General features: G+C 68.5%; 30 protein-coding genes, 1 tRNA gene and 1 other RNA gene. 21 read left to right on the top strand and 11 right to left on the bottom strand.

What is annotated here, in order from left to right:
• The first annotated feature begins 146 nt into the window (after window positions 1–146).
• Window positions 147–513, top strand: a transfer-messenger RNA (tmRNA) gene (gene ssrA / locus BN10_RS16410).
• A gap of 28 nt (window positions 514–541) precedes the next feature.
• On the opposite strand, the gene BN10_RS09545 is transcribed toward ssrA, so the two are convergent.
• On the bottom strand, window positions 542–1,018 hold the full coding sequence (locus BN10_RS09545) for a DUF4442 domain-containing protein (RefSeq protein ID WP_010851040.1): 477 nt from the start codon (window positions 1,016–1,018) through the stop codon (window positions 542–544).
• 36 nt (window positions 1,019–1,054) lie between these two features.
• On the opposite strand from BN10_RS09545, the gene BN10_RS09540 reads away from it, so the two are divergent.
• Window positions 1,055–1,948 (top strand): phosphatase PAP2 family protein, encoded by an 894-nt coding sequence (locus BN10_RS09540; RefSeq protein WP_051369662.1) that lies wholly within the window; start codon window positions 1,055–1,057, stop codon window positions 1,946–1,948.
• A complete protein-coding gene (locus tag BN10_RS09535) occupies window positions 1,945–2,556 on the top strand; it encodes a hypothetical protein (protein ID WP_010851038.1) in 612 nt (203 codons plus the stop codon). The genes BN10_RS09540 and BN10_RS09535 overlap by 4 nt, the downstream gene beginning before the upstream one ends.
• Window positions 2,557–2,562: 6 nt before the next feature.
• Here BN10_RS09535 and ppdK read toward each other — a convergent pair whose 3' ends face one another.
• Window positions 2,563–5,259, bottom strand: a complete 2,697-nt coding sequence (gene ppdK, locus BN10_RS09530; RefSeq protein WP_010851037.1) for a pyruvate, phosphate dikinase — start codon at window positions 5,257–5,259, stop codon at window positions 2,563–2,565.
• Between the two features lie 73 nt (window positions 5,260–5,332).
• The gene (locus tag BN10_RS09525) at window positions 5,333–5,956 is read right to left on the bottom strand and encodes a hypothetical protein (RefSeq protein ID WP_010851036.1); all 624 of its coding nucleotides are present in this window, start codon (window positions 5,954–5,956) and stop codon (window positions 5,333–5,335) included.
• Between the two features lie 45 nt (window positions 5,957–6,001).
• Here BN10_RS09525 and BN10_RS17790 point away from each other — a divergent pair, with 45 nt between their 5' ends.
• Complete coding sequence (locus BN10_RS17790; RefSeq protein WP_010851035.1) at window positions 6,002–6,286, top strand: hypothetical protein; 285 nt, start codon at window positions 6,002–6,004, stop codon at window positions 6,284–6,286.
• Window positions 6,229–6,600 carry a VanZ family protein gene (locus BN10_RS09515; RefSeq protein ID WP_010851034.1) on the top strand — a complete coding sequence of 124 codons (372 nt, stop codon included), beginning with the start codon at window positions 6,229–6,231 and terminating at the stop codon, window positions 6,598–6,600. Before BN10_RS17790 ends, BN10_RS09515 begins: the two co-directional genes overlap by 58 nt.
• Before the next feature lie 236 nt (window positions 6,601–6,836).
• On the opposite strand, the gene BN10_RS17785 is transcribed toward BN10_RS09515, so the two are convergent.
• On the bottom strand, window positions 6,837–7,604 hold the full coding sequence (locus BN10_RS17785) for a hypothetical protein (RefSeq protein ID WP_233354299.1): 768 nt from the start codon (window positions 7,602–7,604) through the stop codon (window positions 6,837–6,839).
• 30 nt (window positions 7,605–7,634) lie between these two features.
• Between BN10_RS17785 and BN10_RS17780 the strand changes: the two genes are divergently transcribed.
• The 8 genes from BN10_RS17780 to BN10_RS09475 all read left to right on the top strand — a co-directional run bounded on the left by BN10_RS17780 (window position 7,635) and on the right by BN10_RS09475 (window position 15,458).
• Window positions 7,635–9,068 (top strand): DEAD/DEAH box helicase, encoded by a 1,434-nt coding sequence (locus tag BN10_RS17780; RefSeq protein ID WP_233354298.1) that lies wholly within the window; start codon window positions 7,635–7,637, stop codon window positions 9,066–9,068.
• Window positions 9,058–9,612 carry a YqgE/AlgH family protein gene (locus BN10_RS09505; protein WP_040753074.1) on the top strand — a complete coding sequence of 185 codons (555 nt, stop codon included), beginning with the start codon at window positions 9,058–9,060 and terminating at the stop codon, window positions 9,610–9,612. The genes BN10_RS17780 and BN10_RS09505 overlap by 11 nt, the downstream gene beginning before the upstream one ends.
• 16 nt (window positions 9,613–9,628) lie before the next feature.
• Window positions 9,629–9,919 (top strand): DUF3039 domain-containing protein, encoded by a 291-nt coding sequence (locus BN10_RS09500; protein WP_010851030.1) that lies wholly within the window; start codon window positions 9,629–9,631, stop codon window positions 9,917–9,919.
• Window positions 9,920–10,090: 171 nt separating this feature from the next.
• The gene (locus BN10_RS09495; protein ID WP_010851029.1) at window positions 10,091–11,860 is read left to right on the top strand and encodes a DEAD/DEAH box helicase; all 1,770 of its coding nucleotides are present in this window, start codon (window positions 10,091–10,093) and stop codon (window positions 11,858–11,860) included.
• Window positions 11,861–11,948: 88 nt separating this feature from the next.
• Entirely contained in the window at window positions 11,949–13,316 is a 1,368-nt protein-coding gene (locus BN10_RS09490) for a hypothetical protein (RefSeq protein ID WP_010851028.1), read from the top strand.
• The gene (locus BN10_RS09485) at window positions 13,316–13,804 is read left to right on the top strand and encodes a hypothetical protein (protein WP_010851027.1); all 489 of its coding nucleotides are present in this window, start codon (window positions 13,316–13,318) and stop codon (window positions 13,802–13,804) included. The genes BN10_RS09490 and BN10_RS09485 overlap by 1 nt, the downstream gene beginning before the upstream one ends.
• Window positions 13,805–13,813: 9 nt before the next feature.
• The gene (locus BN10_RS09480; RefSeq protein WP_010851026.1) at window positions 13,814–14,125 is read left to right on the top strand and encodes a hypothetical protein; all 312 of its coding nucleotides are present in this window, start codon (window positions 13,814–13,816) and stop codon (window positions 14,123–14,125) included.
• A 265-nt stretch (window positions 14,126–14,390) separates the two neighbouring features.
• Window positions 14,391–15,458 carry a hypothetical protein gene (locus BN10_RS09475; RefSeq protein ID WP_010851025.1) on the top strand — a complete coding sequence of 356 codons (1,068 nt, stop codon included), beginning with the start codon at window positions 14,391–14,393 and terminating at the stop codon, window positions 15,456–15,458.
• A 12-nt stretch (window positions 15,459–15,470) separates the two neighbouring features.
• On the opposite strand, the gene BN10_RS09470 is transcribed toward BN10_RS09475, so the two are convergent.
• Window positions 15,471–15,953, bottom strand: a complete 483-nt coding sequence (locus BN10_RS09470; protein WP_010851024.1) for an Lrp/AsnC family transcriptional regulator — start codon at window positions 15,951–15,953, stop codon at window positions 15,471–15,473.
• Window positions 15,954–16,060: 107 nt separating this feature from the next.
• On the opposite strand from BN10_RS09470, the gene hppD reads away from it, so the two are divergent.
• Window positions 16,061–17,293, top strand: coding sequence for a 4-hydroxyphenylpyruvate dioxygenase (gene hppD, locus BN10_RS09465; RefSeq protein WP_010851023.1), 1,233 nt, complete (start codon window positions 16,061–16,063; stop codon window positions 17,291–17,293).
• Between the two features lie 63 nt (window positions 17,294–17,356).
• Entirely contained in the window at window positions 17,357–18,145 is a 789-nt protein-coding gene (locus BN10_RS09460; RefSeq protein ID WP_010851022.1) for an RDD family protein, read from the top strand.
• 1 nt (window position 18,146) lies between these two features.
• Here BN10_RS09460 and fahA read toward each other — a convergent pair whose 3' ends face one another.
• Both fahA and BN10_RS09450 read right to left on the bottom strand, forming a co-directional pair.
• Entirely contained in the window at window positions 18,147–19,367 is a 1,221-nt protein-coding gene (gene fahA / locus BN10_RS09455; protein ID WP_010851021.1) for a fumarylacetoacetase, read from the bottom strand.
• Window positions 19,364–20,224 carry a hypothetical protein gene (locus BN10_RS09450; protein ID WP_010851020.1) on the bottom strand — a complete coding sequence of 287 codons (861 nt, stop codon included), beginning with the start codon at window positions 20,222–20,224 and terminating at the stop codon, window positions 19,364–19,366. Before BN10_RS09450 ends, fahA begins: the two co-directional genes overlap by 4 nt.
• A 191-nt stretch (window positions 20,225–20,415) precedes the next feature.
• On the opposite strand from BN10_RS09450, the gene BN10_RS09445 reads away from it, so the two are divergent.
• From BN10_RS09445 to BN10_RS09435, 3 genes are read left to right on the top strand one after another with little or no spacing between them, the layout of a single operon-like run.
• Complete coding sequence (locus tag BN10_RS09445) at window positions 20,416–21,681, top strand: homogentisate 1,2-dioxygenase (protein WP_010851019.1); 1,266 nt, start codon at window positions 20,416–20,418, stop codon at window positions 21,679–21,681.
• Between the two features lie 29 nt (window positions 21,682–21,710).
• On the top strand, window positions 21,711–22,001 hold the full coding sequence (gene clpS / locus BN10_RS09440) for an ATP-dependent Clp protease adapter ClpS (RefSeq protein ID WP_040751367.1): 291 nt from the start codon (window positions 21,711–21,713) through the stop codon (window positions 21,999–22,001).
• Complete coding sequence (locus BN10_RS09435; RefSeq protein ID WP_010851017.1) at window positions 22,001–22,675, top strand: DUF2017 family protein; 675 nt, start codon at window positions 22,001–22,003, stop codon at window positions 22,673–22,675. Before clpS ends, BN10_RS09435 begins: the two co-directional genes overlap by 1 nt.
• Window positions 22,676–22,762: 87 nt before the next feature.
• On the opposite strand, the gene BN10_RS09430 is transcribed toward BN10_RS09435, so the two are convergent.
• The gene (locus BN10_RS09430) at window positions 22,763–23,731 is read right to left on the bottom strand and encodes a GDP-mannose 4,6-dehydratase (RefSeq protein WP_010851016.1); all 969 of its coding nucleotides are present in this window, start codon (window positions 23,729–23,731) and stop codon (window positions 22,763–22,765) included.
• Window positions 23,728–24,711 (bottom strand): GDP-mannose 4,6-dehydratase, encoded by a 984-nt coding sequence (locus BN10_RS09425; protein ID WP_010851015.1) that lies wholly within the window; start codon window positions 24,709–24,711, stop codon window positions 23,728–23,730. The genes BN10_RS09430 and BN10_RS09425 overlap by 4 nt, the downstream gene beginning before the upstream one ends.
• A 170-nt stretch (window positions 24,712–24,881) precedes the next feature.
• Here BN10_RS09425 and bcp point away from each other — a divergent pair, with 170 nt between their 5' ends.
• Genes bcp through BN10_RS09410 form a run of 3 tightly spaced genes read left to right on the top strand, consistent with a single transcriptional unit; the run spans window position 24,882 to window position 25,980 of the window.
• Window positions 24,882–25,352, top strand: a complete 471-nt coding sequence (bcp, locus tag BN10_RS09420) for a thioredoxin-dependent thiol peroxidase (protein WP_010851014.1) — start codon at window positions 24,882–24,884, stop codon at window positions 25,350–25,352.
• A gap of 21 nt (window positions 25,353–25,373) precedes the next feature.
• Complete coding sequence (locus tag BN10_RS09415; protein ID WP_010851013.1) at window positions 25,374–25,643, top strand: DUF3618 domain-containing protein; 270 nt, start codon at window positions 25,374–25,376, stop codon at window positions 25,641–25,643.
• Window positions 25,636–25,980, top strand: a complete 345-nt coding sequence (locus BN10_RS09410) for a GroES family chaperonin (protein ID WP_010851012.1) — start codon at window positions 25,636–25,638, stop codon at window positions 25,978–25,980. The genes BN10_RS09415 and BN10_RS09410 overlap by 8 nt, the downstream gene beginning before the upstream one ends.
• Before the next feature lie 3 nt (window positions 25,981–25,983).
• Here the strand turns inward: BN10_RS09410 and BN10_RS09405 are convergent, their stop codons facing one another.
• Together BN10_RS09405 and BN10_RS09400 are read right to left on the bottom strand one after the other, a co-directional pair.
• Window positions 25,984–26,289 carry a hypothetical protein gene (locus tag BN10_RS09405; RefSeq protein ID WP_010851011.1) on the bottom strand — a complete coding sequence of 102 codons (306 nt, stop codon included), beginning with the start codon at window positions 26,287–26,289 and terminating at the stop codon, window positions 25,984–25,986.
• 132 nt (window positions 26,290–26,421) lie between these two features.
• Window positions 26,422–26,497: transfer RNA gene (locus BN10_RS09400), tRNA-Lys, on the bottom strand.
• Window positions 26,498–26,541 lie beyond the last annotated feature (44 nt).

Below are 26,541 nucleotides of genomic sequence, written 5' to 3'. Positions count from 1 at the left end.
CAGGTATGGGTGTGGTCGGCTGCGAGATCTGTTCGGGGGGGTGCCGGGGAATCCGTTTGGGACTGTCGGAAGCGCACGGCATACTGTGGAGTCCTCCGGTGTTGAGCCAGAGGCGACAACTCAACAGTGTGGGACCACCCCCTCAGGGGGGCGATCGGTTTCGACATTGGTCGGCTGATCAGGGGAAGCGGGTCGAGGACGTACGGTCATCTCGTCAACGCTCCGTACAAACCAATAGGTGCCAACTCCAAGCGCACCGACTTCGCCCTCGCCGCCTGAGCGAGCCCGAAGTCCGTTGGCCTATGCATGATCTCGGCATAGTCACCAGCGTCATCTAGAGATCTTGCTGCCGATCCCTTGTCGGGGGGTGAGGCGGGACTCCAATCCGACTGGGCCTGTCGGGGAACGTGTGCGTGCGAGCCCCGGGGCCGAGAAACTCCTCAGCGCACTGCACCCGGAGAAGCCCTGGTTTCCCGTCAGTGGACGCGGGTTCGATTCCCGCCGCCTCCACCATCGCGGCGGTCCCACACTGTTGAGGAGTTCAGCGCTTCGCGCGCACGTAGAGTTGCTTGCGCACGCGCGCCACGACCGTGCCGTCGCGGCCGACGATGTCCACGGGATACCACTGGAGCACCTTCTCTGCGCGGTCGGCCGCCGCCCGCACCTCGGCCACCATCTCGTCGGTGAGCTCGAAGGTCGCCCGCACGTCGCCGCGACCCGGCGCGACGAACTCGATCTCGGCAGCCTTGTCCCACACCACATATCCCGGCCCGAGCCGGCGCAACATGAGGATCATCCACCAGGGGTCGGTCATCGAGAACATCGAGCCCCCGAACTGCGTGCCGACGAAGTTCGCCGTCCACGGCCGCAGGCGCAGCTCCATCACGCATCGTGACCAGTCGTCGGCGATCTCGACCATCCGGATCCCGGCCGCGGCATACGGGGGCCACGCGCGCATCAACCGGCGCATGGCCGCGGGGGAGGAGAGCAGGTCGGACCACGTGGGGATGTTCGGCATCCCCCCAGTCTGCTCGACCGTGGTGCAATGACCGGTATGCCGTCCGCACCGCAACCGTCCCCGGCGCCGCTCCCCGAGGTGGGCGCCGCCGACATCGTCCCGGTCGCTGCGACGGCAGCCGATCCGCCGCGGCACGACGAGACGATCGGCGACCGCGACCTGCGCGACTGGCGCACGCGGACCGGTCGTCGGCTGCTGCGGATGTTCGCCACCCTCGTCGTCCGGGGCGAGCGGATCTGGCGCGGCTGGAGCCTGCACCTGACCGTCCTTGCCATCCTCCTTGTCGGGGGCGCCCTCGCGGCGGCCGTCGCCGAAGCCGGGGCCGACGTCTACGAGGACGTCCAGCACCAGAGCGGTATCGCCGGCCTCGACCAGCCCGTTCTCGACTGGGCCGTCGCGAACCGGACACCGACCTCGAGCCACTGGGTCACCGACTTCACCCACATCGGCGGCACCGTCGGTGGCCCGATCGTCGCGCTGGCGGTGGTCGGGGCCCTCGTCTGGGCGTGGCGGAAGTGGACCCCGGTGCTCGTCATGGTGCCCGGGCTCGTGGGGGCCCTGCTCTTCACCGTCGTCGGCAAGGACGTCACCGGCCGGGCTCGCCCTCCCCAGGCGCTCGCCGTGCCGCCCTTCGAAGTCAGCGCGTCCTTTCCCTCGGGGCACACGCTCAACGCGACCGTCCTGGCCGGGCTCGCGGTATACCTGCTGCTGATCGTGACCCGACGGTGGTGGCTGGGGATCCTCGGTGTCGTCCTCGCCATCGGGTATGCCGCGACGATGGGGCTCTCGCGGGTCTGGCTCGGCCATCACTGGCTCACTGACGTCGTCGCTGGATGGCTGCTCGGTGCGGCCTGGGTGCTCGGGGTCATCACCGTCCATCGTCTGGTCCTCACCGTGCGGCACCACGCGCACCCGGAGGCGCCGGCATGACCGAGCCGACGAACCAGGGTGATGGTGTTCTCGCCTCGACGAGGCCGACGCGTCGCCAGCGCATCGGCCTTGGACTCAGCGGGATCGCCCTGCTCGTCGTGGCCAGCGCCATGGTCGGGGTCTGGACCCAGTCCCACGACCTGTCGGCGCCCGCGACATTCTTCCTCGCGGCGGGCGTGGTCACGCTGGCCTATGTCACCGTGCGCGTCCTGCGTGCTGCGTCCGGTCGTGAGCCGTGGCTCGAAGTCACGACCGACGAGTTGCGCCTGGTCACCGTGAACGGCATCGAGCAACGGTTGGCCATCGCCCAGGTGCAACAGGTGGAGGCTCAGCCGCGCCCGAAGGTGATCTGGGAGGACGCGGATGGCCGGACCCGCCTCACCGACCTCGACCACCGACGCGCCGCCGTGCGGGTCACCGGGGTGGGCGGGGAAACCCTCGGCGCGGTGGCGGGGCCGGGCTTCGAGGACGTCGTGGCCCAAGCGCGTGAGTGGGTCGCGCAGCGACCGGACCTGGTCGCCGACCCGGTCAGCGCTCAGATGCTCGGCGAGACCGATGCCGACGAGGCCCTCGACTGCGACGAAGGGCCCGACGAGGACGACGTGTGAAGCCCGTCAGCCGGCGTTCCCCTGCGACTCCATGACCTGCGCCCGGCCGGCTTCCAGCCGAGCCACTGGCACCCGGAAGGGCGAACAACTCACGTAGTCGAGCCCTGACTCGTGGAAGAAGTGGATCGACTCCGGGTCACCGCCGTGCTCACCGCAAATTCCGAGCTTCAGGTCGGGCTTGGTCTCCCGCCCCTCCCAGGCAGCGATGCGCACCAGTCGGCCCACGCCGTCCCGGTCGATGGTCTCGAAGGGTGAGGCCGGGAAGATGCCCTTCTCGAGGTACTCCGAGAAGAAGGACGACTCGACGTCATCGCGGCTGAAGCCCCAGACCATCTGGGTCAGGTCATTGGTGCCGAAGGAGAAGAAGTCGGCCACGGTGGCGATCTCGCGGGCCGTGACCGCCGCTCTGGGGAGTTCGATCATCGTGCCGACCTTGTGGTCGAAGTGCACGGAGTGGGCGACCCGGGCCTCGTGCACCGCATAGTCGATCTCCTGACGGATCAGCGCCAACTCGTTCACGGAGCCGACCAGCGGCACCATGATCTCGGCGGTCACCGCGGCGCCCTTCGTGGCGACGATGGCCGCCGCCTCCATGATGGCCTGGGTCTGCATCTGGAACAGGTGCTGGATCACCAGGCCGAGGCGCACCCCGCGCAGGCCGAGCATCGGGTTCTGCTCGTGGAGGCGGAGCACGGCCGCGAGCAGGATGTCGTCGTGCTCGTTGACCTCGCCCTTGGCCTCGTTGAGCGCCACCTTGACCGACAGATCGGTCAGGCTCGGCAGGAACTCGTGCAGCGGTGGGTCGAGCAGGCGCACCGTCACGGGGAGACCATCCATGGCCTCGAAGATCTTGACGAAATCGCCCCGCTGCAACGGGAGCAACTCGTCGAGGACGGCCTGGACCTCCTCGGGCCCCTCGGCGAGAATCAACCGCTCGACCAGGGCGCGACGCTCGCCGAGGAACATGTGCTCGGTCCGACACAGACCGATGCCCTCCGCGCCGAAGCGGCGGGCGCGGGCGGCGTCCTCGGCCGTGTCGGCGTTGGTCCGGACGCGCAGATGGCGCACCCGGTCGGCGATCTGCATGAGGCGGTGCACGGAACGCACGATGGGGTCCGCGTCCTCGGCGTCGGGGTCGATCTCGCCCTCGAAGTACTGGACGACAGGGGAGGACTCGACCGGCACCTCGCCGAGGAAGACCTCACCGGTCGCACCATCGATCGAGATGGTGTCGCCCTCCTTGACGACGATGCCGCCGGGCGCCGTGAACTTCTTCCCCCGGACGTCGACCTCGAGTTGCTCGGCGCCGCACACGCAGGTGCGGCCCATGCCACGGGCGACGACGGCGGCGTGCGAGGTCTTGCCTCCGCGTGAGGTCAGGATCCCCTGTGCCGCAACCATTCCGTGCAGGTCGTCAGGGTTGGTCTCCCGACGCACGAGGATGACCGGCGTGCCGTCCTCGGCCGCTGCCACCGCAGCCTCGGACGTGAAGTAGGCCTTCCCGACGGCCGCACCGGGCGAGGCGCTCATGCCCTTGGTCAGCAGGGCCTGCGCGCCGTCGTGCGCGAAGTGGGGGAACATCAACTGCGCCAACTGATCCCCGGTCACCCGCTGCAGCGCCTCGTCCTCGCTGATGAGGCCGGCGTCGAGCATGTCGACGGCAATCCGGAACGCCGCTCCCGCAGTGCGCTTTCCGACGCGTGTCTGGAGCATGAAGAGTTTGCCGTTCTCGACGGTGAACTCGATGTCGCACATGTCGCGGTAGTGCGCCTCGAGTTGCGCCATGATCGCGATCAGGTCGTCATAGCTCTTCGGGTCGATGCGCTCCATGTCCGCGAGCGTCAGCGTGTTGCGGATGCCGGCCACGACGTCCTCGCCCTGGGCGTTCTGGAGGTAGTCGCCGTAGACCCCCACGGCGCCGGTGGACGGGTCACGGGTGAAGGCAACTCCGGACCCCGAGTCCATCCCGCGGTTGCCGAAGACCATGGCCTGGACGTTGACGGCCGTGCCGAGGTCCGACGGGATCCGCTCACGGCGGCGGTAGAGGACGGCGCGGTCGGAGTTCCACGAGTTGAAGACGGCCTCGACGGCCCCCATGAGTTGGGCCTTGGGATCCTGTGGGAACTCCGCGCCGCTGTCCTCGCGGATGATCACCTTGTAGGCCGCGACGAGGTCGCGCAGGTCGTCGGTGTCGAGGTCGAGGTCGCCGGTCACGCCCTTGGCCTTCTTGATCGCGTCCATCGCGTCCTCGAAGCGTTCACCCTCGAGATCGAGCACGGTCTTCCCGAACATCTGGAGCAGTCGCCGGTAGGAGTCCCACGCGAAGCGGTCATTCCCGGTCTGGGTGGCCAGACCCTCGACGGACTCGTCGTTGAGACCGACGTTGAGGACGGTCTCCATCATCCCGGGCATCGAGAACTTCGCGCCGGAGCGCACCGACACCAGGAGCGGATCACCGGCGTCCCCGAGCCGCCGGCCGGCCTTGCCCTCCAGGGTCGCCAGGTGTTCGTCGACCTCCGCGGCCAGCGATTCGGGCATGGCGCCGGCTGCCAGGTAGGCACGGCACGCGTCGGTGTCGATGGTGAAGCCCGGGGGCACCGGGATGCCGAGGTTGGTCATCTCGGCGAGGTTGGCTCCCTTGCCCCCCAACAGATCCTTGGCGTCCTTGTTGCCGTGTTCGAAGTCGTGCACGAATGGCGCCATGGTGTGCCTCCGGGGTGTGGGTTTGTTCCTGTGTCCAAACTAGACCCATCATCACAGTCGGTGACCAGCGAGGTCAGGACGACGGAACGACGAGCTCCCAGTGGTCACCGCTGCGAGTGAAGCCGAGCCGGTCGTAATAGGCGTCGACCATCCCGGGCGGCGTGGCGATGGTGCGGAACCCGTGCCCGCGGAAGAGCCCCGACTGCCGATAGACGAACTCGCCGGGGGTGAAATCGCGGAACCGCGGCGTGACGTAGTCCAACTCGATGCGCGCGACGCCGTCACCGACGTCGCGGACGACGACGGCACCCACCGTCTCGTGACCCTTCAGGACGAGGTATGCCGTGCGCTCGCCACTGTCGGTCAGCCCATCGAACTTGGGGGCGGTGCGCGCGATCTCGGCGCCCTCGACCTTGAGGAAGTGCTGGAGGTAGGTGTCGTCGCCGGCGACCTGCAGGACGGCATACGCGGTGTCGCTGCGGCGGTCGCGCCACAGTTTGGCGATGAACCACAGGTTGATGGCGGTCAGGACCAGGTTCATCGCGACCATCGGCCAGATCCCGAGCACGCCGTTGAAGATGGTGAGGATCACGCAGGCGACCGTGTTGATGATCCGGAAGCGCAGGACACGCGCCTGCATGAGCGAGAAGACGAGAAGTGCGGACCCGAACCAGCCCACCGCGTCGAGCAGCGACATGGGCGAAGCCTAGGGTCTGGCGCTTCCCCCATCCGCGAGGAGGCGTTGGAGTCCTTCGGCCTCGGCGCTCAGGGCCTCACCGCACAGGCGCGCGCGATCGCCAGCGACGCATCGGCGATGGGCCAGCTCTTTGCCGCGCCCGTCATTGCGGTCGTCCCGGTCGTCATCCTCTGCGCGCTCATCGAGAAGCACCTCGTCGGGGGTCTGACCGTTGGCTCGGTGAAGTGGGGGCGGTGTCCTGACATCGTCAGCGTCGGGGGAGGATGGCCGGTATGCCGCCCGTCACCCCTGAGCTCCTCCGTCGCCTGGGCACGATGGGGCTGGGCATGACGGTCGCCGCGCAGTTCTTTGTGCTCTATGACCCCGCTCCGTCGGGGGGTCCGTCATTTCCGTTCTCGGACAAGGTGATCCACGCGCTGATCTTCTTGGCCCCGGTCGCCATCGCCCTGCTGTTGGGCTTCTCGCAGCGAGTGGTGCCGCTGCTCTTCGCGCTGCACGCCCCGGTCAGTGAGCTGGTCCAGCACTGGTTCCTTCCCCATCGCACCGGGGACCCGTGGGACGTCGTGGCCGATCTGGTCGGGGTGGCTCTGGGTGCGCTCCTCGTGCGACGGGTGGGGCGTCGGCGCGAGGGTGGGACCCGCTGAGCGTCCAGTGGGACCTCGCTGCGCTGCTAGACTTGGTTGTCCCCGCGGCCCCAATCAGGTGATCCAACCCGATCCTGGCCGCCCCCGCCGTCACCTCGACGGCCTGAAGAAGACACGTCTCATTCGGTCACGCTGCCGTGGCTCAGGACGCGTCTTGTCCTGACAAGCACCACCGAGAGAAGTCGATTCGCGTGTCCCCGAAATCCAGCAACTCCGGCGCGCCCAAGGCCCGCTGGTCAGCCGCCAAGAAGGCCGAGGCCCGCAAGGGTGGCAAGGGCCCGAAGAAGGCCCACCACCGCGGCCAGCCCGATGGCCCCCGTCGCAAGGACGACAGGGCGTCGAGCACCGAGCCGAAGCAGAAGCGTCCCCGCGACGAGCGTTCGCCGCGCTGGGATGCCCAGGACCCACGGCGTTCCCGCCCGGCGCGCGACGATCGGTCCGCGGATCGTCCCCGTCGATTCGACCGGGACGACCGTCCGGCGCGTGTCGAGCGGGACGACCGTCCGCGCCGCGACGACCGCGATGAGCGCCCCCGCCGATTCGAGCGGGACGACCGCAGCGGTGACCGGCCGCGGTTCCAGCGCGACGATCGTCCGACCCGGTTCCAGCGGGACGACCGCCCGCGTCGCTTCGAGCATGACGACCGTCCCCGTCGCGACGACCGTGAAGACCGGGGCAGTGACCGGCCGCGTTTCCAGCGTGACGATCGTCCTCGTGCCTCCGACCGTGACGATCGGCCGCGTCGTTTCGAGCGTGACGACCGTCCTGCGCGGTTCGAGCGCGACGAGCGCCCGGCGCGTCACGACCGCGACGACCGGGGCAGTGACCGCCCGCGTCGCTTCGACCGCGACGACCGGGGCAGTGACCGGCCGCGTTTCCAGCGTGACGACCGTCCCCGCCGCTTCGACCGGGACGATCGACCGCGGCGTTTCGACCGTGACGACCGCAGTGGTGACCGCCCGCGCTACCAGCGCGTCGCCGACCCGATCCGTCGCGATCGCCACGAGGGCCGCCACCTCACGCCTGAGCCCGAGGTGACCTTCGAGGAGCGCGAGGCGCAGCGCGCCGAGGCCGACAGCTGGACGGCATACGCGTCGAAGGCCAAGGGAGGTCCCGCGGAGGTGACGGCCGACAACGGCTTCGCCGCCCTCGGCCTGCCCACGCTGCTCGTCGAGCGACTGGCCCGCGACGGCATCGCCGAGCCCTTCCCGATCCAGGCCGCGACCATCCCCGATGCGCTCGCCGGGCGCGACGTCCTCGGCCGTGGCCGCACCGGCTCCGGCAAGACCCTCGCCTTCGGCCTGCCCACGATCACCCGTCTGGGTGACGGCACCAAGCGGGAGTCCAAGCGGCCCCGCGCCCTCGTGCTCGTCCCGACCCGTGAGCTCGCCATGCAGGTCAGCGACGCCCTCGAGCCGCTGGTCCATGTCAGCGGCCTGCGGCACAAGCTGGTCGCCGGCGGCCTGTCCTACGACAAGCAGATCGATGCGCTGGCCAAGGGCATCGACCTGCTCGTTGCCACCCCGGGCCGACTCGTCGACCTCATGGATCGCGGTGCCGTCCACCTCGACAAGGTCGAGATCACCATCCTCGACGAGGCCGACCACATGGCCGACATGGGCTTCGTCGAGGAGATGACGAGCATCCTCGACGCCATCCCCGAGGGTGGTCAGCGACTGCTCTTCTCCGCCACCCTGGACCGCGGCGTCGACACCCTCGTCGAGAAGTACATGACCGACCCGGTCACCCACTCGACCGACGACGCGCAGGCCGCCGTGACGACGATGAGTCACCACGTGCTCCTGATCGATCCCCAGGACAAGAAGGCCGTCACCTCCGAGGTCGCCAACCGTCAGGGCCCGACGATCGTCTTCGCCCGCACGCAGCTCGGCACCGACCGGATCGCCCGTGAGCTGCGGGAGCGTGGCGTCCTCGCCGCCTCCCTCCACGGTGGTCTGTCGCAGGCTGTCCGCAACCGGGTGCTCGGCGCCTTCCGTGAGGGTCGGATCCCGGTGCTCGTCGCCACCGATGTCGCCGCCCGCGGCATCCACGTCGACGATGTCGGTCTCGTCCTCCAGGTCGACCCGCCGCGCGACCACAAGGACTATCTCCACCGCTCGGGTCGCACGGCCCGCGCCGGGGAGTCCGGTGCCGTCGTCACCCTCGCGCTGCCGCACCAGAAGCGGATGATGGAGCGTCTCCTCGAGCAGGCCGGTGTCGACACCGCCCCCGTGCGGGTCAAGCCGGGCGACGCCCACGTGCTCGCGACCGGTGGTTCGGCTCCGTCGGGCCAGCCGATCCCCGAGGAGCAGTTCCGGCCACTGATCGAGGCCGCGCCGCGTGGTCGTCAGGGGCGCCGCACCCCGGGAGGCTCCCGTGGCGAGCACCACCGCCGCGGCGACCGTCGTGGTCCGCGTCCGGGCGGTCGCCCGAGCGGTCGACGGGCACAATGGGAGGGTGAGCGCTGAGCGACTGACCGGTCGCCTCCTCGTCGCGACGCCATTGATCGACGAGGGGGTCTTCCACCGCAGCGTCATCCTCGTGCTCCAGCACGGCGATGACGGCGCGCAAGGAGTCGTCCTCAACAAGCCCCTCACTGCGGAGGTCGACGCGATCCTCCCCGGGTGGGGCGATCACGTCAGCGAGCCCGCGACCCTCTTCCAGGGCGGTCCCGTCCAACTGGACTCGGCTCTCGGTCTGGTCGCGACCTCGGCCACCGCCGTGTCCTCGGTCCAGGAGCTGTGGCCCGGGGTGGGTTTGGTCGACCTCGACGCGGTGCCCGCGTTGGTCGCCTCCCAGGTCGAGGCCGTCCGTGTCTTCGTCGGGTATGCCGGGTGGTCGCCGGGGCAGTTGGAGGGCGAACTTCGCACCGGCAGCTGGTATGCCGTGGACGCCCGCCGTGAGGACACCTTCACCCTCGACCCCGACGCCCTGTGGGCCCAGGTGCTGCGCCGCCAGCCGGGTGAACTGTCGTGGGTGGCCCTGCTGCCCGAGGATCCGTCGATCAACTGATGCGAGGATGGGCGCCATGAGTGAGCCATTGGGAATGCCGGAGGACCCCTTCGAGCCCGCCCGCCAGACCTCCACCGCCGTGCTGGAGCGTGAGGAGACACTCACGCAGCCGGTCGAGCCGGGGGACCACGAGCGGTTCAGCCACTACGTGCGCAAGGAGAAGATCCTCGAGAGCGCCCTCTCGGGTGAGCCGGTCACCGCCCTGTGCGGCAAGGTCTGGGTGCCTGGGCGCGATCCCGAGAAGTTCCCGATCTGCCCGATGTGCAAGGAGATCGCCGACGCCGTGTGGGGTGCCGAGGGCGACTGACCGGCGGTGCGCGGGCCTCAGGCCCCGCCACCCCCTCCAGTCGAGAGGGACCGACACGCGGGCGCAGGACCTGATCTCCCGCGTGTTGGTCCCTCTCGACTGGCGTGGTCGGGCGGCACGCCGGGCGCCGGGTCAGCAAAGGCCCGCGATCGGGCTAGGGTGGCGGGGCTCATGAGTACCTCCGCCGCCCATCACCTCTCACCCGCCTTCCCGGAGCGGGCAGCCTGGGGTACCGCTCCCAAGCTGCGCGCCTGGCAGGAGGGCGCGCTCGCGGCATACCTGGAGCGCAGCGCGGCCGGTGAGAAGGACTTCCTCACGGTGGCCACGCCCGGCGCCGGCAAGACGACCTACGCCCTGCAGGTGGCCACCGAACTCCTCGACCGCGGCCTCATCCGTGAGGTCACCGTGGTCGCGCCGACCGAGCACCTCAAGCACCAGTGGGCCGACGCCGCCGCCCGCGTCGGGATCCACCTCAACCCGGCCTTCGCGAATTCCGTTGCGGTGCAGAGCCATGAGTACGGCGGCGTGGCCCTCACCTATGCCCAGGTCGCCAGCCGTCCCGACCTGCACCGGCAGCGCACGCTGGCCCGACCGACGTTGGTGATCCTCGACGAGATCCATCACGGCGGCGATGCCAAGAGCTGGGGTGACGCCATCCGCGAGGCCTTCGAGCCCGCGACCCGGCGCCTGAGCCTGACCGGCACACCCTTCCGTTCCGACACCAGCCCGATCCCGTTCGTGCGCTACGAAATGGACGAGCAGGGCATCCTGCGCTCGGCAGCCGACCACTCGTATGGGTATGCCGAGGCCTTGCGGGACGGGGTCGTCCGGCCGGTCCTCTTCCTCGCCTACGGCGGCGCGATGCGGTGGCGGACCAAGGCCGGCGACGAGGTCGCCGCCCGCCTCGGTGAGCCGATGACCAAGGACGCCGCCGCGCAGGCCTGGCGCACCGCGCTGGACCCGAAGGGGGAGTGGATCCCCTCGGTCCTTCGGGCGGCCGACAAGCGCCTCACCGAGGTGCGTCGTCACGTGCCCGATGCAGGCGCGATGGTCATCGCGTCCAACCAGACCGCGGCCCGCGCCTACGCGCGGCACCTCGAGGCGATCACCGGCGAGAAGCCGACGGTCGTGCTCTCCGACGACTCCGGCGCATCAGCCCGGATCGAGGAGTATGCCGCAGCCACCAGCCGCTGGCTGGTGGCGGTGCGCATGGTGTCCGAGGGTGTCGACGTGCCGCGCCTGTGCGTGGGCGTGTATGCCACTTCAACCTCCACCCCGCTCTTCTTCGCGCAGGCGGTCGGCCGGTTCGTGCGGGCCCGGCGCCGCGGTGAGACCGCCTCGGTCTTCCTCCCCAGCGTGCCCGTCGTGCTCGAGCTCGCGGCCACGATGGAGGCCCAGCGCGACCACGCCCTCGACCGGCCCTCCACCGACGACGGGGAGGCCTCGCTGTGGGCCGAGGAGGAGGGGCTGCTCGCCGCCGCCAACCGCACCGAGCGCACACTGGGCCTCGACGAGCCCACCTTCGAGGCGCTCGAGTCCGATGCGCACTTCGACCACGTCCTCTTCGACAGGCAGCAGTTCGGCCTGCATGCCGCTGTCGGGTCCGAGGAGGAACAGGACTACCTCGGCCTCCCAGGCCTGCTCGAACCGGACCAGGTGGCAACCCTGCTCAACGAGCGACAGGCCAAGCAGAGCCGACAGACGCGGGGGAGCGCGCGGCATACCGCGGCGCCCATCTCCGCCCACCGGGCGCTCGCCGCCCAACGCAAGGAGCTGAACTCCCTCGTCGCGGCCTGGGCGAAGAAGACCGGCGCCCCGCACGCCAATGTCCACCTCGAGCTGCGGCGCGCCTGCGGGGGCCCGGAGCTGGCCCAGGCAAGCAGCGAGCAGGTCGCCGAGCGGATCGAACGCATCCGCCGGTGGTTCGTCGGGCGACGCTGAGGGGATTGCTCCCCATCGTCCGAACCGTTGAGGCGGCCTAGACTCGCCGAAGCCGGAGCAACGTGTTGCAACGTAGGGGAGGAACGGCATGACCGTCGAGGTGAACTACCAGGGGATGGCTGCGCTCAAGGGAGCCTGCGAGGACCAGAAGGCCGCGTTCGCCACGATGGGCACCTTCTTCACGGCCAACTGCGGATCCGACAAGTTCTCGAGCATCCCGGTCCTCACCCTCTTCAGCCCCATCTACTCCGATGCCGCCAGGGACGTGACGGATGGCCTGAGCAAGGCGACGGCGACCGCCGGTGGGTTCGGGGAAACCATCGCCAGCAACGTCAAGCAGTACCGTCAGGACGACGTCGACTCCTCGTCGACCCTCAAGGGCACGTGGAAGGTCGACAACGACTACACGCCGCCCCCGATGGCCGAGGGGCCAGGCGCGGTGCTGCCGTACAACGCGAACGTGCGCAGCGGTGCGCAATGGGGGAGCTACCCCTTCGACGGGGCGATGGAGAGGAACTGGCGAGGAAACCCACTGGACACCCATCTGCCCGGTCCCAAGTTCATCGGTGGACGCGGCGGATTCGGTGACCTGGTCGGCACCTACTACGACGGCAAGGACGCCATCAATGCCGCCGACTCCATGGGCAACGCCCTCAAGGACAACCGGTCGTACGAGGACTTCGAGAGCGGCGGCTCCGGCATCGACGGCAACACCCCTGTGCTGAAGAACCGCCAGTCCGGCGCCATCAACCTCTTCGATGTCAGCTCCGCCCTGACCCCGGTCTCAGGCATGAACACCGGCCCGCTCATCGAGGAGCTCAAGGGTGAGCTCGGTGGCATCGTCGGAGGCATCAACTGGGTGCTCGAGAAGATGGGCATCCACCTCCTCGACGCCATCCTGGGCCCCATCGCCGGCTCGTTCAGCGACGCAGATGCGGTCCGGGGCAACCTCGATCGGATGGGTTCCTGCTCGCGCGCCCTCGGCGTCAACTTCGGGGAGATCGCCGGCGCCGTGGACTCCTCGTGGCGCGCGCCCTCGGCGACGAAGGCGACGTCGGCCTTCCAGAAGACGGCCACCGCCTGTGAGCGCCAGGGCGACGGCCTGACCCTCATGGCCCAACAGGTCGGTCACTTCATGACGGCCACCTTCGAAGGCGTCAAGCTGGCGGTGGGCATCGTCGGGATGGTCATCGACGAGCTGCTCAGTGTCCCCATCGCCAAGGTCCTCGGCTGGATCCTCACCGGAGCCGCCAAGGTCAAGAGGTGGATCAGCCTGCTCCGCCGCGCCATCGAGCTGATCGACAAGCTCAAGGACATCATCCCGCCGTTGCTCGTGGCAGCCCGCGGCTTCTCGCGCATGGCGATTGCCTTCAAGCTGCTCATGCGGACCCTCAACATCGGGGCCCACGTCAACGCCGGCAGCAACGTCGACAACACGGCGGACGCGGTCTACTGATGTCGTCCGCCGAGCAGGAGATGGAGATCGCGGGCGGCGAGATGCGCTCGGCGGCTCGCCAGATGGACGACGCGATGCGTTCCTACCTCTCTGACCTGGCCGAGCTGCGCAGTGACGTGGAGAAGTACCGGGTCGAGATCGAGGAGGAGCGCGAGGACGAGCAGGGCAAGGCGGAGGAGAAGCGCATCGAGCGAGAGATTCGCGAGGGCAGGTTCGGCGCGGGGATCAAGCGGCTCCAGGAGCGGATGGACCTTCAGCAGACGACGATGGCCGACATCCTTTCCGGCCGGGACAGGGACCCGTCGGCCGACGCCCTGCGTGAACTTTTCGGCCCGACCATCGAACAGGCGGCCGCTGAGGAGCGGGGCGAAACCTTCCCCGACCCCGACCAGGACCACCTACCTGAGCCTCCGCGGCCCGAGCCGTGGCGGCGACCGGATCCGCCTCCCTCGTCCGGTCCGCGGCCGGACGACTACGGGACCTGGTGAGGAGCGGGCGTGCGGTTCGGTGACTTCTGGCGGAGCGCGATGGCGGACAACATCTACGGTGCGCGTTTCATCATGGGGATGTGCCTGTTCTGGGTCTTTCCGCTCCTCCTCATCGCCATTGGCGTGATGAGCCGTAAGCCGGCGATCGCCTGGTGGGCTGCCGTGGCCGAGCTCGGCTGTGTCTTGGCGTGGGCGGTCATGCTGACGCGCCACTTTCGCTCGACGCCCGGCACGGTCGTGGACCTGACGCCGACGGTCCCCCTCATCGTGCCTGCGGTGCTGATGGTGGCAGGGCTCTTCGCTTCCCTCTACAGCTTCTGACGGCACAGCACTGGCGGTAGGCCCTGGGTGACGTCCGCCCGGCGAGCTCTCCCTCTAGGCTCTCTTCATCCCGTCGTCATGTCCTCGAGACGGGAGAGGTCGGGGGTGTGGGAACCCTCGTGCAGGGAGAACGGGAGCGAGAAGTGTCGAGCACACGCGCGCCTCGTCGTGGACGCGGGTAACGCCGAACGCCTCGCCGCGTGGGAGTGCCGGCCAGGCACCCTTCCGGTGGCCGGCCCAAGCGCTGGCGGTCATCGGCCTCTTCGTGGCCATCCTTTGGCAGGACGAGGCCGCCGGACAGGCCTTCGCCGCCTCGTACTGGGCAGGCAGCGTCGCCATCGCCCAGGGCCACAGACCCGTTGGTCCGGGATGGCTGGCCGGCCGAGGTGTGTGGCTGCTCCCTGCCGTCGGTCGCCGGCTCGGCGTCAGCGCCGGGCCGGCCCTGGCCGTCTCGGTCATTGTCACGATTCTTGCGCGAGGCCCGCTCGGCCCCTTCAGCCTGACCGATCCGTGGCCGCTGATTCTCCTCGCAGCCTCGCTCGTCCTGGTGGACCGAGGTCGTTGGTGGCCCCACCTGGTCGCCGGGGCCTTCGTGGGGGTTGCGCTCAACCTTCGGCCCGCCTCCTACGTCTCCGTCGCATCGATCCTCCTCCTGCTCATGGTCCGCCTGCGCAGGAAGGCGGTGCCGGTCCTTGTCGGCCTCGCGCTGGCCCTGGTCCCGCAGGTGGCGCTCAACATCAAGCTGGGGGGTGGGCCGAGTCCATTCCCGATGCAGGGGTCGCTGGTGCAGGACGTCCAGCTTCGGTACTGGGCGTATGTGCCGCTCTACGCCACTTCTCGCGAGGGGGCGGATCCAAGGGTCTTCTACCGCGACCGGCGATGGCCGAGCACGCGCGACTCGACGGCCCCGACGTCCCATGGCGACCTCCTCCGGTTCTACGTCAGTCACCCTGTGGACTCGGTCTGGCTCGGGCTCCAGAAGGTCTCGGGGTGGTGGATGTGGACTGAGGGCATGCCTTACCTCAGGGCCGGGCCGTCACCGGTGTGGTCGCCGGACTCTCTGCTGGCAGCAGTCCTCGCCGCAGGTGGCCTCATGCTCGTGCTCACCCGGAAGGTAGGTCGAACCGTGGCCAGCGGGCGTCCGGCCGGATTCCTCGGGGGGACCCTGCTCACCGCCATCGCAAGCGTCCCGAAGACACGGATGGCTCTTCGTCGGGGCACCTTGGTCGTGACGGCCGTGGTCGCGGTCGGCCTCATGGTCAGTGGCTCGGAGGTGGTCCAGCACGCTGCTGAACCCGGTCCGGTGACCCCCACGTCCTGCGCCGCCAGCTGAGGGGACTGGCGGTCAGGAGCTCGCGGCGGAGTGGACCAGGGGACCGGTGCGGTGGTCCAGGTGGGACACCAGGCACATCGAGGTGTTGGCGCGCAGCACGTGGACGTCGTCGATCATCTCGTCGATGACCCGGCCGAGGTCGGCGTTGTCGCGTGCCACGACCCGCACGATGAGGTCACCCACCCCGGTGATCGAGTGGATCTCGAGCACCTCGGGGATCGCGGCCAGGTGGGCGACCACCGGGGCGTGGCCCTGCCGCTGCCGGATCTCCAGGGTGCAGAAGGCGGTCACCGGGTAGCCCAGGGCGCGCGGGTCGATCTGCGGCGCGAAGGACTTGATGACGCCGCGTTCCTGCAGCCGGTCCAGCCGCGCCTGGACGGTGCCCCTTGCGACCCCGAGCCGGCGGCTCGCGCCCAGGATGCCGACCTGGGGGTCGGTGGTAAACAGGTCGATGATGCGGGCGTCGAGCGCATCCACGCTCTGTCCAGTGGCCATGCGCACATTGTCGTCACGGACCTCGCCGGGCGGCAAGGGAACGGGCAGACTGCCCAGCCGTGCGTCATACGATTGCGCACTCTGTCACAAGCCGCGACAGTGGCGGGATGACCGAGACAACGACGTCCCAGCACATCGAACTGACCGACCAGGAGCGCGACGCCGGGCTCAACCTCCAACAGCTCAAGGAACTCGTGGGGCTGGTCGACTACGACGCCGCCAAGGATCCCTTCCCGGTCACCGGGTGGGACGCGATCGTCTTCATCGTCGGCAACGCCACCCAGGCCGCGCACTACTACCAGAGCGTGTGGGGGATGGAGCTCATCGCCTACTCCGGCCCGGAGAACGGGAACCGCGACCACAAGGCGTTCGTCCTCAAGTCCGGCTCCATCAAGTTCGTCCTCAAGGGTGCGGTCAGCCCGGACAGCCCGCTCATCGCGCATCACGCCAAGCACGGTGACGGTGTCGTCGACATCGGCCTCGAGGTGCCGGACGTGGACCGGTGCATCGCGCAGGCCCGCCGCGCAGGCGCGACCGTGCTGGAGGAGCCGCACGTCATCGAGGACGAGTTCGGCAAGGTCCGCCTGGCGTCCATCGCGACCTATGGCGAGACCCGGCACACCCTGGTCCAGCTCGAGGTCGACGGGGTCCGGTATGCCGGCCCGCACGTGCCGGGGTACGTCCCGCGCACGTCGGGGTATGTCAAGCGCGAGGGTGCCCCCAAGCGGCTCTTCCAGGCCCTCGACCACGTCGTGGGCAACGTCGAGTTGGGCAAGATGGACGACTGGGTGGCCTTCTACAACAAGGTCATGGGCTTCGTGAACATGGCCGAGTTCGTCGGCGACGACATCGCCACCGACTACTCCGCCCTCATGTCCAAGGTCGTGGCCAACGGCAACCACCGGGTCAAGTTCCCCCTCAACGAGCCGGCGATCGCCAAGAAGCGCAGCCAGATCGACGAGTACCTCGACTTCTACGCCGGTCCCGGTGCCCAGCACCTGGCGCTCGCAACCAACGACATCCTCGACACCGTCGACCGGCTGCGCGCCGAAGGTGTGGAGTTCCTCGACACCCCGGACGCCTACTACGAGGACGACGAGTTGCGGGCGCGGATCGGCGAGGTCCGGGTGCCGGTGGAGGAGTTGCAGAAGCGCAAGATCCTCGTCGACCGTGACGAGGACGGCTACCTGCTGCAGATCTTCACCAAGCCGCTGGGTGACCGGCCGACGGTCTTCTTCGAGATCATCGAGCGGCACGGGTCGCTGGGCTTCGGCAAGGGCAACTTCAAGGCCCTCTTCGAGAGCATCGAGCGCGAGCAGGACAAGCGCGGCAACCTCTGAGCCATCGCGCCGGCGCCGGTCCCCGATTCGGGGCCGGCGCCGCGGCGTGTCAGGCTTGGCGGCATGAGCGAGCAGCCGACGTCAGCGGGATGGTTCGACGACCCCGAGAATCCCGACCAGCTGCGCTACTTCGACGGCATCCTGTGGACCAAGAACGTCACCCCCAAGCGCACCCGTGCGGCGGCGCCCGCCCCGCAGGTGTCCCCGCCCCCGCAGAATCCGTACGCGGCGGGCCACTCCACGACGCCTGCGCCCAATCCGTATGCCGCGCCGAGCGCTCCGCCGGTCCCCGTCGGCGCGCGGCGGCTGCTCACGACCGCGGACGGCATACCGCTGGCGTCGTATGGTCTGCGGGTTGCGGCCTACATCATCGACTCGATCATCGTCGGTCTTCTCGGCCTCTTGGTCGGTGGCTGGTTCCTCGTCAAGGCCATGACCCCGGTCTTGGACGCCCTGGGTGACCTCGCGACCGCCACGCCCGACGACATCAACGCAGCCATCGCCCTGCTGGACGTGCGCTACGTCGGCTACTACTCCGCGGTCGCGCTCATCCTCTCGATGGCCTACAACTTCTTCTTCCTCACTCGCTGGAGTGCCACGCCCGGCAAGCGGATGCTCGGGATCAGTGTCCGACGGACCGACCGGGCCGGCATCCTCGACGTCGGTTCGGCCTCGCGGCGGGTCGCCTTCACCAGCCTGCTCTCCGCCCTGGGCAACCTGCCCTTCATCGGTTTCGTCGCCCTCGCGGCGACCGTGGCCGACCTGCTGTGGCCGCTGAGTGACCCGCGTCGACAGGCCCTGCACGACAAGGTGGCCGACACTCAGGTTGTCGTCGGTCACCAGAAGCGGTGAACTAGCGAGCTGGCGTGATCGTGCCTGTGCACTCGCCAAGCCCGATGACTGCGCCGTCGGGCCCGGGGGCGACGGCGCGCAGCACGACAGTGTCGCCGTCCTCGAGGAAAGCCCGGGTCGAGCCGTCGTCGAGCCGGATCGGCTCCTGACCGCTCCACGACAACTCGAGGAAGGATCCGCGCTGTGCCTTCTCCGGCCCGGAGATCGTGCCGGAACCGAAGAGGTCTCCGGGCCGGATCGTGGCCCCATTGACCGTCAGGTGAGCCAGCATCTGCGCCGGTGACCAGTACATCGTCCGGTAGGGCGGCCGTGAGACCACGGTGCCGTTCCACTCCACCTCGTAGTCGATGTCCAATCCGTATGCCGTGGACGCACCGTCGTCGGTGGGCTCACCTCGCAGGTAGGGCAGCGGTTCGGGGTCTTGGCCCAGCAGGGGGACCCGCGCTGCCCGCAACGCATCCATGGTGACCACCCACGGGCTGATCGTGGTGGCAAAGGACTTGCCGAGGAAGGGCCCGAGGGGTACGTACTCCCAGGCCTGGATGTCTCGAGCCGACCAGTCGTTGAGCAGGACGACGCCGAAGAGATGGTCGTCGGCCTCGGCCAGGCTGACGGGCTCGCCCAATCGGCTGGGGGCGCCGCCGACGACGAAGCCGAGTTCGGCCTCGATGTCGAGCCGCACGCTCGGGCCGAAGACCGGAGTGGGCTCCGTCGGCGGCTTGCGCTGACCGCTCGGGCGGACGATGTCGGTTCCTGACACCACCACGGTGCCCGAGCGCCCGTGGTACCCGATCGGCAGGTGTTTCCAGTTCGGCGTCAATGGCTCCGAGTCCGGACGGAAGATACGACCGACATTGGTGGCGTGGTGCTCACTGGCGTAGAAGTCGACATAGTCGCCGACAACGAGGGGCATCTCCATCTGGACGTCGGCGAGGGGGATCAGGTGCTGCTCGATCGTCGGGCGCTCGTCGCCGTCACCGACGAGGTCCTGCAGCCAGGTTCGTGCGGTGGTCCACGACTCTCGCCCCAGGGCAAGGAAGGCGTTGAGCGAAGGGGTAGCCCACGCGTCGGCGAAGGGAGCGTCCGGCACCGAGCACACATCGAGCACGGAGTTGTCGAGGCGCACACCGACGCGGGTGTGGCCCCCATGGGTGAAGACGCCGTACGGCAGGTTCTGGACTCCGAAGGGATCACTGGTGGTCAGGTCGAGCTTGGTGGTCATCGAACGCCTCCTGGGCGATGGTCGGGCGGGAGCAGTCCGAGAGCGACGAACTCGGTGATCGGGTGGGTCACCTCGCAGCAGCCGAAACCCACGAAGTGAGTCCGGATCGACTCCGCGTACTCGACATCGTCGGCCACCCTGGCGAAGGCATCAGCGAGGTTCTCACCGTCACGGTCGCCCAGGATGTCGGCCAACTCTGTGCAGTCGGCGCCGTCCGAGGCATGCCGGACCGCCATCAGGACGTTGAGCACGCCGTGATTCTCCTCCGGCACTCCCGCGACGGCATAACTCCCGCGCGTGGCGTGGTGCAGGCCCCCGGTGAGTTTGAAGGGGATGCCGCGATCCAGGAATGCACGGATGACACCGGCGAGTTCGGCCTCGTCGGGCCACGCCCATGATGACGTCGCGCCGGTGCGGAATTTGCCCACGACAGGCCTGCCGTCCGCGACGGCCACCGCAAGATCGTCCAGGGCTGCCGCCTGGCCCGCACCACGCGGGATCTCGAGGGCCACGGGCAAGCCGTCGCCGACGCTCTCGCGCCACCCCTTGGACCAACCGCACTCAGCTCCGGCCACGTCCACCTCCGTCCCGGCCAGCATTTTTCGAGCACGAGTGATGTCCCCGGCGTCACCACCGGGCCGCACGATGAGGCCGACCGAGAGTGGACCAGTGGCCATTGCCGTGAGGTCTGCCGCGGCGGAGGCCGGCACGAGCAGCGGACCGATGCACGCGGCATACGCACTGCTGCGGTGAGCCCGGTGACGCTGCACGGCCACGTCGAGCGGGGCATTGCCGGGCGGGAAGACGGCGGCGTCGTCGATGAGTCCGGTGAGGAGGTCCGGCGACGGCGCAGGCATGCGGTTCACCCTACGGAATCCGGAGCGCGATGTCCGCCCGCCCGCACATCCACTGCACACTCTGACCACTCCCTTCCCCGTCCCGGCAGACGCAATGACCAATCTGATCCCGCAGGTGCCGTCCCGCTGTCGCCGAGGCGCGCCCGCGGCATACCCTGCCTGCACCCCCACGATCACGACGAGGTGAGTTGATGGCGCACTACGCAGCCATGGGCAGCATTCCGCCCAAGCGGCACACGCAACACCGCCGCCCCAAGAACGCCGGGCCGCACGGTGGCGTCGGGACGGGCACCGGCGAGCTCTACTACGAAGAGCTCATGGGTGAGGAGGGTTTCTCTTCCGACAGCAGCCTGCTCTACCACCGCCACATCCCGTCGACCGTCGCCGGTGTCCGGGAGTGGGCCGTCGGCGACCTGTCGACCACGGCCAACCATCCGCTGATGGCGCGCCACCTCAAGCCCCATGACCTCTTCGAGACCGACGCCATTGTCCGCTCCACCGATGCCGTCACGGGACGTCGTCTCCTCATGGGCAATGGGGATGTCCGGCTCTCGTATGCCGTGTGCGGCACCGATTCTCCGTGGTATCGCAACGCCATCGGCGACGAGTGCATCTACGTCGAGCGCGGGAAGGCGCGGGTCGAGACCGTCTTCGGGTCCTTCGAGGTCGGTGAGGGTGACTACGTCATCATCCCGCGGGCGGTCACGCACCGCTGGCTGCCGAAGCGCTCACGCAAGGACCCGCTGCGCCTGATCTGCATCGAAGCCAACAGCCACATCGCGCCGCCGAAGCGCTATCTGAGCAAGTACGGCCAATTCCTCGAGCACGCCCCCTTCTGTGAGCGCGACCTGCGACAGCCGCTCGGCCCGCTGCTCGCCGAGGACATCGGTGAGGACCCGGCGCAGGTGACCAATGTCTACATCAAGCACCGGGGGAGTGGGCCCAGCAGCTCGGGCGGCATCGTCGGGACCGTGCACACGGTGCCCTTCCACCCGCTCGACGTCGTCGGCTGGGACGGATGCCTCTACCCGTACGTCTTCAACGTGAGCGACTTCGAGCCCATCACGGGACGGATCCACCAGCCACCGCCGGCCCACCAGGTCTTCGAGGGCTGGAACTTCGTCATCTGCAACTTCGTGCCGCGCAAGGTCGACTACCACCCGCTCGCGATCCCGGTGCCCTACTACCACTCCAATGTCGACTCCGACGAGGTCATGTTCTACGTCGACGGCGACTACGAGGCGCGCAAGGGCTCGGGCATCGAGCGCGGGTCGGTGTCCTTGCACCCGGGCGGGCACGCGCACGGCCCGCAACCGGGGGCGGCCGAGAAATCGATCGGCGCCGAGCGCTTCGAGGAGTTGGCCGTCATGGTCGACACCTTCAAGCCTCTCGAGTTGGGTGAGGGCGGCCGGGCCTGTGACGACGGTGTCTACCAATGGAGTTGGGGCCGCAGCTGAGAGCCGCACCCGCGGCATACAGTTGGGGCGTGTCCATTGCGCCCGTCGAGCAGGAGGTCACCGAGTCCTCGGGTGACCTCGCGCCTGACGTCCCGTGGATCACCTTGGTGTGGAATGACCCGGTCAACCTCATGTCCTATGTGACCTATGTCTTCCAGTCCTATTTCGGTTACAGCCGGGAGAAGGCCGAGAAGCTGATGATGGACGTGCACACCAAGGGACGAGCCGTCGTGTCGACCGGGCCGCGGGAGAAGATGGAAATCGACACCGAGGCTCTCCAAGGGTTCGGCCTCTGGGCCACCTTCCAGAAGGACCACTGATGGCCCGCGGTTTCCGTCGCCGCGGCAAGGGCGCCGACCTGCGGTATGCCGCGAAGCTCGACGAGGTCGAACGTGGGGTGGTCATCGGACTCATGGAGCAGGTCATCGAGTTGTTGGATGCTCCGGCCGCACCGACGGAGGCCGCGGACCCCTTCGACCAGATCGTCGCGGGCATGGGTGGACTCGGGATCGGGGTATCGGTCCTTCCCGAGGATCAGCAGGGTTGGCCATCCGCCGGGCCGGTGCCCGAGGATGCCCGGTCCTTCGGCGAGCGGGACCCGGCTCTGCAACGATTGCTTCCCGCCGGCAACCGATCGGACGAGCAGGTGTCTGCAGAGTTCCGTCGGCTGACAGAGGACGGACTGAAGCAGAGAAAGGCTGCCGCGCTCCGACGGTCCATCGCGGCGTTGAGCGGCGACTCCGGGTCGGTCGAGGTCGACGCCGCCACTGCGCCTCTCCTGCTCGCGGCGCTCACGGACGTGCGGCTGGTCCTCGGCGAGCGACTCGAGCTCCGGGACGACACCGACGTGGAGCGCCTGGAGGTCATCGTCGACACCTTGGCGCCCGATGATCCGCTCGTCTATGCGATGGTCGTCTACGACTTCCTCACCTGGCTCCAGGAGACCTTGGCCGGTGAGTTGCTGCGGTCGCTCGACTCAGGTGGGCAAGGCTGACCGTGTGGGCGCGACGATCGCGGTGGCGCTGGCTGGCCTCGTGCAGTGCCCTCCTACTGGGGAAACGGTCCGGACGACGCCGTTGTCTCAGCGGGCCCTCAGAAGCGCCAGATCGTGGTCGACCATGGCGCAGACGAGGTCACGGAAGTCCTTGGACGGGCGCCACCCGAGGTCTGCGCGAGCCTTGCTCGCATCTCCCACCAGAATGCTGGGATCCGCCGGTCGCACAAAGGCCGGATCGATGGTCACGTGCTCGTGCCAGTCAGCGACCCCGACGTGTCCGAACGCCGCAGCGACGAACTCCCTCACCGTGTGTGCTGTCCCGGTCGCGATGACGTAGTCGCCCGCGGTTCCGTGGCGGACCGCGCGGACCATGGCGTCGACGTAGTCCGGTGCCCAGCCCCAGTCTCGGGCAGCGTCCAGGTTGCCGAGCGCCAAGGTGCCCGACCCGGAGGTCGCGATGGCGGCCACCGCGGCCGTGATCTTGCGAGTCACAAAGGTGGTCGGTCGCCGCGGTGACTCGTGGTTGTAGAGGATCACGGAGGAAGCGTGCAGGCCGCGACCTCGGAAGACATGGACGGCGTGATGCGCCAAGGCTTTGGCCGCTCCATAGGGACTGACAGGTCGGATCGGCGTGAGTTCGGTTTGCGGGACTTCAGAGGGCTCGCCGAAGATCTCAGCGCTCGACGCCTGGAGCACGCGCACCGGTCGTCCCGACTGGTGCTGAAGGCGCAGGGCCGCCTCGAGGAGAACGATCGGGGCGACTCCGCTGACCTCGGCGGCAGCGATCGGCTCCTGCCAGGAGTGCGCCACTGAACTGAGTCCACCGAGGTTGTAGATCTCGTCAGGCCGGAGGTCGAGGATGAGGCCACTGAGGCGTTCATGCTCGGTCAGGTCGACCTCATGGATGGTGACGTCGTCTGCGCTGAGGAGTGCAGCCCGGTCAGCCGAGCGGGCGACCGCGTGCACGGCATACCCATCGTGCACGAGGCGCTCGACCAGATAGCTGCCGTCCTGACCGGCAGCGCCTGTGACGACCGCAACAGGTGAGGTCACGACCGGCGGGCGTCGAGGGCGGCCAGGTCGGAGTCGACCATCATCGTGACCAGCCGTTCGAAGCTGACGGTGGGTTGCCAGCCGAGCACGTCGCGAGCCTTGGAGGCATCTCCGATGAGGAGGTCCACCTCTGCTGGCCGCATGAATCGTGGGTCCTGGGTCACGTGGCCCGCCCAGTCGTCGATCCCCACGTGTCGAAAGGCGACATCGAGGAGTTCGTGGATCGAGTGGGTCTGGCCTGTGGCCAGGACGTAATCGTCGGCCGTGTCCTGCTGCAGCATCCGCCACATCCCCTCGACGTAGTCGCCGGCATAGCCCCAGTCACGCTTGGCATGGAGGTTACCCATCGCCAGTGGCTCGGTGCGGCCGCGTGCGAACTCGGCAACTGCCAGGGTCACCTTGCGGGTGACGAACTCCGGCCCGCGACGCGGGGATTCGTGGTTGAAGAGGATGCCGCTGCTCGCGTGCATGCCATAGGACTCGCGGTAGTTGATGGTCATGTAGTGCCCGTAGACCTTGGCGACCCCGTAGGGGGAGCGGGGCCAGAGCAGGGTGCTCTCGCGCTGCGGGACCTCCTGGACCTTGCCGAACATCTCCGAACTGCTCGCCTGGTAGAAGCGGACCTTCGAGACGTCGTCGCCGGCATACAGCCTGATGGCCTCGAGGATGTTGAGCACACCGTTGCCGGTGACCTCCGTGGTCACCTGCGCGTTCTCCCACGAGTAAGCAACGAAGGAGACAGCACCAAGGTTGTAGACCTCGTCGGGCTGCGAGGCGTGCAGGGCGCGGAGCAGACCCGACAGGTCGGTCAGGTCGCCGGTGTGCAGGACCACTTCGGGGACGATGGCCTCGACCAGGGCTCGCTTGGGATTGTTCTGCCCGCGGATGATCCCGTGGACCTCGTAGCCTTTGGCCAGGAGCAACTCGGCCAGGTAGAGGCCGTCCTGTCCGGTGATGCCGGTGATGAGCGCGCGCTTCACTGTATTCCTTGTTGTGGTGGAGACGTCACCCCTCAGGCTAGTGCTGCGACGGAGGGGACATGTAACCGAGCTACAAGGCTCAGATTCCATCGGCCCGAGTGACTTGTCTTGTTGGGGCTCTGTCTCCACGGCGGTAGGTTGGACTGTGCGTCCAGCCCCAAGGAGGATTGATGAGCGATCGTCTAAAGATCGGTGCTGCCGCGCCACAGTTCCAGCTCACCGATGACGCCGGACGGGATTTCTTGCTCAGTCAACTGCGTGGACACCGGGTGATCGTCTACTTCTATCCGGCCGCCATGACGCCCGGTTGCACCAAGCAGGCCTGCGACTTCACCGAGTCACTCGACTCACTGCAAGCGCATGGTTACACGGTGATCGGGATCAGTCCTGACAAGCCGGAGAAGTTGGCGAAGTTCCGCGAGCGCGACCACCTGACGATCACCCTCCTGTCGGATCCCGACAAGTCGGTCATGAAGGAGTGGGGCGCCTTCGGCGAGAAGATGCTGTACGGCAAGAAGGTGACCGGCGTGATCCGCTCCACCTTTGTCGTGGACGAGGAGGGCAAGATCGAGCATGCGTGGTACAACGTCAAGGCCACCGGTCACGTCGCCAAACTGCGTCGAGACCTCGGACTGGACTGAGCAGGAGCAGAGGATGACCGCATGAGCCCCTCCATCGAGGCCCTCCAGGCCGACGTCGTGGCCAAGCGCCAGTCCTTGGCCGGCACCGTCGACGAACTTGCCGCACGGGTCACCCCGCAGGCCCTGCTCAAGCAGAACACCGACGCGGTCAAGGCCAGGTTTGCCGCCGCAACCACCACCCCGGACGGGGAACTGCGTGTCGAGCGGATCGCCGCGGTTGCGGCCGCAGTGGTGGTCGTCGTGGCGCTGCGGGTCTGGGGCGGTCGACGCCGCAAGCGCCGTCGTGGCTGACCGCCCGCGCAAGTCCAAGGGTCGACTGCCGATCCGGATGCTCCACGACCGAATCCTTGTCTCCCTCGAGGGGGAGCCCGGTGAACGCAAGTCGGGCGGCGGCATCCTCATCCCCGCCACCGCAAGCATCGGCAAGCGTCTCGTCTGGGCGCACGTGGTGGCCACGGGCCCGCACGTGCGACAGGTCTGTGTGGACGACCGCGTCCTCTTCGACCCGGAGGACCGCGCCGAAGTCGAACTCCAGAGCAAGGACTACCTGCTCCTGCGGGAACGAGACCTCCACGCCGTCGCGGCGGCCGAGATCGGTGACCACGAGCCGACCGGGCTCTACCTCTAGGGCTCAGCCCACCGGCATACCCGCGTCACGCCACGCGGCGAACCCGCCGTCGATCGCCGGCAGGTCCAACGTCAGGCCGTCGGCGCCGACCAGGGCGATGAGGCGACGGTGACCGCCCTCGGCGCCGGAGGAGAGGTATGCCGGGAGCTCGCCCTCGCGGGCCCGCTCGCTCCCGCTGCGCAGGTCGAGGATGGATGCTCGCCCGTGGAGGGCCTCCTGAAAGGCAGCCCGGGCGGTCAGGGCGGAACACATCGAGGATCCACCGGCGAAGAGTGTCGTCTCGGCCAGGCGAATGTCGATCGTGGTCACGGGAGCATCGTGCCCCAATGATCAGTTATGGAACAGGTAACGCCAGATTATGAGATGGAACCCGCGCCCAGGCAATGATCGAGCGTGCGTTGGGCGAACGACGAAGCCCCGACCGGTGGTCGGGGCTGCGGTTGGTGCGCCATCAGGGACTCGAACCCCGAACCCGCTGATTAAGAGTCAGCTGCTCTGCCAATTGAGCTAATGGCGCGCGAGGAAGGACAGTACCAGCGCAGGCGCGTGGGAGGAAATCGG

This window comes from Phycicoccus elongatus Lp2 (genome assembly GCF_000367525.1).
GTDB classification, from domain to species: domain Bacteria; phylum Actinomycetota; class Actinomycetes; order Actinomycetales; family Dermatophilaceae; genus Phycicoccus_A; species Phycicoccus_A elongatus.
The sequence above is the reverse complement of the archived record's forward strand: the minus strand, read 5'-3'. Positions and strand labels throughout refer to the sequence as shown.